Source organism: Heliobacterium mobile (assembly GCF_009720735.1).
GTDB classification, from domain to species: Bacteria; Bacillota; Desulfitobacteriia; order Heliobacteriales; family Heliobacteriaceae; genus Heliobacterium; species Heliobacterium mobile.
In genome coordinates this window covers 40,471-47,223 of the sequence record NZ_WNKU01000025.1, presented here as the reverse complement: position 1 = coordinate 47,223, position 6,753 = coordinate 40,471, and the positions used below count along the sequence as shown (strand labels likewise).

Annotated in this window: 7 protein-coding genes and 1 rRNA gene; all 8 read left to right on the top strand. The window is 52.1% G+C overall.

The genetic code is table 11. From position 1 onward, the window contains the following. A 23S ribosomal RNA gene (locus tag GJ688_RS15990) occupies positions 1–181 on the top strand; the annotation flags it as partial. A gap of 314 nt (positions 182–495) precedes the next feature. Next, positions 496–1,401, top strand: a complete 906-nt coding sequence (pxpB, locus tag GJ688_RS20820) for a 5-oxoprolinase subunit PxpB (RefSeq protein ID WP_328597388.1) — start codon at positions 496–498, stop codon at positions 1,399–1,401. Then, a complete protein-coding gene (locus GJ688_RS15980; protein ID WP_328597389.1) occupies positions 1,298–2,224 on the top strand; it encodes a 5-oxoprolinase subunit C family protein in 927 nt (308 codons plus the stop codon). Before pxpB ends, GJ688_RS15980 begins: the two co-directional genes overlap by 104 nt. 4 nt (positions 2,225–2,228) lie before the next feature. Further along, a complete protein-coding gene (locus GJ688_RS15975) occupies positions 2,229–2,984 on the top strand; it encodes a LamB/YcsF family protein (protein WP_155477543.1) in 756 nt (251 codons plus the stop codon). 176 nt (positions 2,985–3,160) lie between these two features. After that, positions 3,161–3,571 carry a hypothetical protein gene (locus tag GJ688_RS15970; RefSeq protein ID WP_207708829.1) on the top strand — a complete coding sequence of 137 codons (411 nt, stop codon included), beginning with the start codon at positions 3,161–3,163 and terminating at the stop codon, positions 3,569–3,571. Positions 3,572–3,793: 222 nt separating this feature from the next. Then, positions 3,794–4,765: a DMT family transporter gene (locus GJ688_RS15965; RefSeq protein ID WP_170292079.1), complete on the top strand. Its 972-nt coding sequence runs from the start codon at positions 3,794–3,796 to the stop codon at positions 4,763–4,765. A 53-nt stretch (positions 4,766–4,818) separates the two neighbouring features. Continuing rightward, on the top strand, positions 4,819–5,694 hold the full coding sequence (locus GJ688_RS15960; RefSeq protein ID WP_155477541.1) for a DMT family transporter: 876 nt from the start codon (positions 4,819–4,821) through the stop codon (positions 5,692–5,694). A gap of 171 nt (positions 5,695–5,865) precedes the next feature. Then, entirely contained in the window at positions 5,866–6,753 is an 888-nt protein-coding gene (pdxS, locus tag GJ688_RS15955) for a pyridoxal 5'-phosphate synthase lyase subunit PdxS (RefSeq protein ID WP_155477540.1), read from the top strand.

The following is a 6,753-nucleotide window of genomic DNA, read 5'->3' as shown; positions in this document are numbered from 1 at the left end:
GTAGCTATGTCGGGAGCGGATAAGCGCTGAAAGCATCTAAGCGCGAAACCGACCCAAAGATGAGACTTCCCACTACGGAAGTAGGTAAGACCCCAGGAAGATGACCTGGTCGATCGGCCCGAGATGTACACGCCGTGAGGCGTTCAGTCGACGGGTACGAATCGGTCGAGGACTTGACCTTATGCTTTACAAAATATTTCTGTGTAGTTTTCTTGGAATAAGAGAATTTATAAAAAGCAAAATCCATGGCGGAATAACTCCGACCGTGGATTTTTTATTTTTCTGAGACACCCAAGCGGGAGTCTTGGGTTTTTTCTATAAAAAGCTGATCTCATCATAGCCAGTATCTAATGAGTCTCCGGAATTATGTTTGTATATGTTTTGTACGGGCAATTTATAAACAATCCATATCTTTTTATAACATTTTTCGTTACAATTTGACGGGACGTTTATTGCTTGTAAAATTTAGAACAATCAGACAAAGGATAGGGATGTGTGGCCAGCCAAATGGACTTTATGAATGACCAATCGAAGAATGCCAGCTTAATTCCCATGGGGGATAGTTGTTGGCTTGTGCAGTTTCAGCAAGAGATTTCCCTCGACATCAACAGAAAAGTGCAGGCTCTGGCAGAAGTGTTAGAGCGAGCCCAGCCCCCTTGGGTTCGGGAGATCGTCCCTACCTATTGTTCTTTGGCTGTGTATTACGATCCCTTTCAAATCGAAGCCTATGAAGTAGAATGTTATCTCTGGGCGGAGATAAACTTGTTAAACGATGCGATGATGGCCTCCTCCGTCATATGGGAAATTCCCGTCTTATACGGAGGCGAATGGGGCCCGGACTTAGTGTCCCTAGCTTTACGTGTGGGGTTAAAGCCGGAAGAGGTAATCGCGATCCACAGTCACTCCACATATCATGTGTATATGCTCGGCTTTGTTCCGGGTTTTTGCTATCTCGGTAAAGTATCGCCCAAAATCGCTGTACCTCGGTTGGATAATCCCCGCAAGTCGGTTCCGGCGGGGTCTGTTGGCATCGCTGGCCTTCAGACCGGGATTTATCCTATAGCGGCTCCTGGCGGTTGGCAGATTATTGGACGTACACCCTTTGGGCTCTACGATCCCAAACGAGAAAAGGCGGTATTCGTAAAAGCGGGAGATGGGGTTCGGTTCAAACCTATCGATCTGGCTACGTATCACATGGTATCGCAGAAAGTGAAAATGGGCTGGCAACCTACGCCGATAGAAGGGACGAAGAGCAATGGGAACAGTGGAGGTCATCAAGGGCGGTTTATTGACTACGGTGCAAGACCTGGGGCGCTATGGACACCAAGCCTCCGGAATGCCCGTAGCCGGCGCCATGGACACCTTTTCCTTGCAAGCAGCAAATCTTCTGGTCGGCAATAATCCTGGCGACGGAGCACTCGAGATCACTCTTGCCGGTCCAAGGTTGCGTTTTTTATCCCCAGGCGTTATCGCCATTACCGGGGCAGATTTGTCACCTACATTGGATGGAGAACCTCTTTCTATGTGGGTAAACTGTCCGGTGGGACGAGGCAGTATATTAGCTTTTGGTACACCTCGCAGCGGATGCCGTTCCTATCTCGCCGTATCGGGCGGTTGGGCCGTCGAGCCGGTGTTAGGAAGCCGGTCTACATATTTGCGCGGTCAACTGGGTGGATTCCAGGGACGGGCACTAAAAGAGGGAGACCAGCTGCAGTTTCATCCGGGAAAAAGGATAGACCAGTTAGGAACTCGACAACTTTGTCCCGATGCTATTCCTGTCTATTCCCGACAGGTTACGGTGAGAGCGATCTTAGGCCCGCAAGAAGACTTTTTTGCGAAAGATGCGATAGAAACCTTTTTCTCAAAAACGTATCGGGTCAGTGCGCTGTCCGATCGCATGGGCTACCGTTTGGAGGGGCCCCGCTTGAATCGACAAACCGATAAAGAGATGATCTCTGATGCGACAACTCTGGGGGCGGTGCAAGTTCCTCCCGATGGACAGCCCATCGTGCTCATGGCTGACCGGCAAACGACAGGCGGCTATCCGAAAATCGTTACGGTGATCACCGCCGATGTTCCGTTGCTGGCCCAAGCGAAGATGGGAGACACGGTACAGTTTATCCCGTGCGACATCCCAAAAGCCCATTCAATTCTGCGACAGCAAAGGGATATTTTACGTAACGGGATTGTGAACGGAGCATGTCATTCCGTGGAGGTGTTCTAGCCGAATGAGGGTCGATTTGAACTGCGATCTCGGGGAGAGCTTTGGAGCCTATCGAATCGGTTGCGATGAAGAAATGATCGCGATCGCGACGTCTGTCAATATCGCTTGTGGGTTACATGCCGGCGATCCCGATGTGATGGCTCGAACGGTGGATAGGGCACTGCGGGCAGGAGCAGCCATCGGTGCCCATCCGGGTTTTCCCGATTTGGCGGGTTTTGGCCGCCGGGAAATGCAGATGGCACCTGCCCAAGTAACAAACCTGATCGTCTACCAGGTAGGGGCATTGCAAGCCTTTGTCCGCGCAGCAGGCGGAAAGTTGAACCATGTGAAGCCCCACGGTGCTTTGTATAATATGGCCGCACAAATGGATGAACTGGCCGAGGCCATTGCCGAAGGAATTCAAAAAGTCGATCCCAACCTGATCCTATATGGACTGTCCGGTTCTCGGCTGGTTAAGGCAGGGAAAAAGGTGGGGTTAAGGGTAGCCCAAGAAGTCTTTGCCGATCGCAGCTATAAGGCCGATGGGACATTGACACCCCGTTCTCATCCTCAGGCGGTCATCCATGACCCAGGGGTAGCGGCACGCCGGGTGATGCAAATGATTTCCTCCCAAACAGTGCAGGCTGTCGATGGGTCGAGCATTTCGCTGGAGGCTGACACCGTTTGTATTCACGGCGATACCCCTTCCGCTATAGAGATGGCCCGGATACTAAGGTGCCGGTTAGAAGAAGAGGGTATTGCGGTAGAGGCATTAAGGTAAGAGTTATAAAAGTACGTTCATGTGTGTGGCGAATCATCAGGTTTGCCAGGTCGTTATGTGTGTAGGTAGGTCTGAATAGGAAGCCGAGAGTCCGTTTATAGATTCGTCGTCACATTCCTATTGGTTATGGAATACATTGCCACTGAATTTAGGTCAGTGGCAAGGAGAGATGACGAATGGAGAGCAGCCTGTCTACCGGAATGAACTATCCTGCGGTGCGTCCCATGATGTGTGATCGCATGAGGGATTTAGTGGGTCAAAACGTGCGAGCCGAAGTCCGATATCCCGACGGAATGCGGACGTACACGGGACGACTTGTCAATGTGGGAGAGGACTATGCCGAAATCGAGGTGGCAAACCCCCCTGTAACCGCATCGGAACAGGAAGATAAAGTTCAGGCGGAGCAGATCGTCCCCGTACCCTATGGTTTCTATGGTCGCCCCGGATTTGGCTATGGGCCGGGATTCGGCTATGGCCCCGGATATGGGTATGGCTATGGACCAGGATTCGGTTACGGACCCGGCCCTGGAGTTTTCCGGGTGATTTTTCCCTTGCTCCTGCTCAGTTCGTTGTATGGGTACCGATAAGTAGAATTGCATGAAAAGGTTGATTCCGAATCCTCCCCCTTAATAACGGGAGGATTTTTTTTTTGAAAGATCTTTATACAAAAGCTCAAGGAGAAATCTATAAAGCTGGAGAGATGATATAATCTTCTAGACACTGTTATGACTGAACAAATGCTGCAATGAATTCTGACGCTGCTGCAAAAAATGATGTTGTAAAGATCATGTACGAATAGGTGAAAAATGATGAAAACACCCGGGCTGGCCATGACCTATGCCAAACTGGTCATGACGACCTGTTTTTGGGGAGGCACATTCGTAGCGGCCAAATTGGCCGTCCTGGAGGCGCCGCCTTTTCATGCTGCAAGCTTTCGATTCACCCTTGCCACATTGGTGCTCTTTTCCCTCGTTGTCCTTCAATGGTGGGGCAAAGGAAGGCAGGAGCCTTTTCCCATTCCCCGGGGAAGCCGGCAGATTTTCGGCCTCTTTTCATTAGGTCTGACCGGAATATTTTTGTATAACGCCGCTTTTTTTACGGGTTTAAAATTCACTTCCGCTGCGAACGGTTCCCTAGTCATCGCCATAAACCCCCTGGTCACGGCGCTGCTGTCAGCGGTGATGCTGAAGGAACGGCTTCGTCCCTCCCAGGTGACCGGGTTGGTGATCTCCTTTATCGGGGTTGTGACAGTCATCTCCCGCGGATCTCTCGAGGTGCTTCAGCAGTTATCTTTTAATCCCGGCGACATGATCCTGCTGGGGGCTCCTCTGTCATGGGCGCTTTACTCCATTCTCGGGAAAAAAGTCCTCGGTAGCTTTAGCCCCCTTGTGGCTACGGCTTATGCCACCCTGTTCGGCACAGTCTTATTGATTCCGGCAGCCCTAACCGAAGAGTTGCTGGGCATCGGAACAGCCCATTTTTCCCTGCAAGGCTGGCTAGCCATTCTCCAACTAGCTCTCTTAGGGACCGTATTAGGTTTTGTCTGGTGGTATGAAGGAATTCAACAGATCGGCCCTGGTCGAGCCGCGCCGTTTATCAACATGGTTCCTCTCTTTGGCTGCCTCTTCGGAGTGCTCCTTTTGGGTGAACAGGTTACTTGGCCGCAACTCGTCGGGGGCATTCTAGTCGTCGCTGGAGTCGCCTGCGGAACCCTTTCACCATCGCTTCGGGGGACCAACGAAAACGCTCAAAAAGTGAAACCGCAGCAAATTAAAGCATAGAAGAGGCACATTACGTTGCTCTGATCCAGCAAAGGTCATGGAGGAAAATGTAGATGGGTTCCCTGTTAGTCCTTCTTTCGGCGTTAGCCTTCGGTTCAATGGCGGTCATGGCCGCAGCAGCCTATGGACAAGGGGTCAATGTGACTACCTTATTGGCGTTGCGATTTGCCATTGCAGCAGCAATTCTTTGGGCGATCGTCAGCCTGCGAAAAGAAAAGGTATCGATTCGCCGGCGTACATGGATGTATCTTTTCTTGCTCGGTGCCGTCTGTTACGGCGGTCAGTCCTTTTGTTTTTTTACAGCCGTAGAAAAACTCAACCCCGCTTTGGCGGCCATGTTGCTCTATACCTATCCGGTCATCGTATACATAGTCTCGTTGCTCCTCGGTAAGGAAAAAGTCCATTGGGCCAATCTGCTCGCCCTAGCAGCAGCCAGCGCCGGCATCTTGCTGGTACTGGGCGCTTCACTAGACATGGTTCGCTTGGACCTTTCGGGGATCTGTTTTGGGCTAGGCGCAGCCGTTATTTTTTCAGTTTATTTGCTGCTTAGCGACCGTGTCGTCAAAGAGGTACCGCCCCTCGTCATGACGACCTATATTTCCAGCTTCGCAGCGATGACATTTGCCCTATCGGGCTTGATTTTGGGTGAACTGCATTTTTCCCTTACCGGGCAAGCCTATGGAGCGATCTTTGCCATCGCCCTCGTTTGCACGGTCGTGGCTATCCTCGCCTTGTCAGCCGGTATCGAACGGATTGGGCCGGCGAAGGCATCGATTCTCAGCACGATCGAGCCGGCCTGGACGGTATTTCTGTCCTTCATCGTTTTTGGTGAGACGCTCAACGGGTCTCAATTGCTTGGTGGAGTGCTCATCTTATGCAGCGTCCTCTTGTTGCAGTTGAAAAATAAACCCGATAAAACAAATCGGTAAACGTGAATTGCGATGGTTCTTGCCCTTGTCCATGACGCTGGAATGTTGTAGAATATTTGGGTAGTCATTGAGAGACTACTTTCTTGACATAATGATGAAGGACATCAGGGGCGACCCCGGCGCGGGAGGCCTAAAGGGAGCCCGAAAATCGCACGGGGAGGAATATTTCGAATGACAACGGAAAAAGGTACTTGGACAGTCAAAAAAGGTTTGGCTGAGATGCTCAAGGGCGGCGTGATCATGGATGTAACGACGCCGGAGCAAGCAAAAATCGCGGAAGCAGCCGGCGCTTGCGCCGTTATGGCCCTGGAACGGGTTCCTGCGGACATTCGCGCCGCCGGCGGAGTGGCCCGGATGGCTGACCCGACGGTCGTATTGCGCATCATGGACGCTGTTACGATTCCGGTTATGGCCAAAGCCCGGATCGGTCATTTTGTGGAAGCACAAATCCTCGAATCCCTGGGGGCGGACTACATCGATGAGTCGGAAGTGTTGACCCCGGCGGACGATCTCTACCATATCAACAAGCATGATTTCAAGGTGCCCTTCGTCTGCGGTGCCCGCAACTTAGGGGAAGCGTTGCGGCGTATCGGCGAAGGAGCGGCCATGATTCGGACCAAAGGCGAGCCCGGCACCGGTAACGTGGTGGAAGCTGTGCGCCATGCTCGTCAAGTTATGAGTGAAATCCGTAAACTCACCAATATGCCCCAAGAAGAGCTGATGACCTTTGCCAAGGAAATCGGCGCGCCCTATGACCTGGTTTGCATGGTGGCAAAAGAAGGCCGCCTGCCTGTCGTTAACTTTGCCGCCGGCGGCATCGCCACACCGGCAGATGCCGCGCTGATGATGCAAATCGGTGTCGATGGTGTCTTCGTCGGTTCGGGCATCTTCAAGTCGGGCGACCCGGTTCGCCGCGCGAAAGCGATCGTGGCAGCTACGACCCACTACAATGATCCCCAAGTGCTCGCCGAAGTGTCGAAAGACCTGGGCGAACCGATGGTGGGTATCGAAATCCCGACGATTCCGGCCGATCAGCGGATGCAAGAGCGCGGCTGGTAA

What these genes read in the sequence shown, in the direction of transcription:
- GJ688_RS15970 (WP_207708829.1), top strand. Translation starts at nt 3,161, where the DNA reads ATGGAGAGCAGCCTGTCTACCGGAATGAACTATCCTGCGGTGCGTCCC.
- pdxS (WP_155477540.1), top strand. Translation starts at nt 5,866, where the DNA reads ATGACAACGGAAAAAGGTACTTGGACAGTCAAAAAAGGTTTGGCTGAG.
- GJ688_RS15975 (WP_155477543.1), top strand. Translation starts at nt 2,229, where the DNA reads ATGAGGGTCGATTTGAACTGCGATCTCGGGGAGAGCTTTGGAGCCTAT.
- GJ688_RS15965 (WP_170292079.1), top strand. Translation starts at nt 3,794, where the DNA reads ATGAAAACACCCGGGCTGGCCATGACCTATGCCAAACTGGTCATGACG.
- GJ688_RS15960 (WP_155477541.1), top strand. Translation starts at nt 4,819, where the DNA reads ATGGGTTCCCTGTTAGTCCTTCTTTCGGCGTTAGCCTTCGGTTCAATG.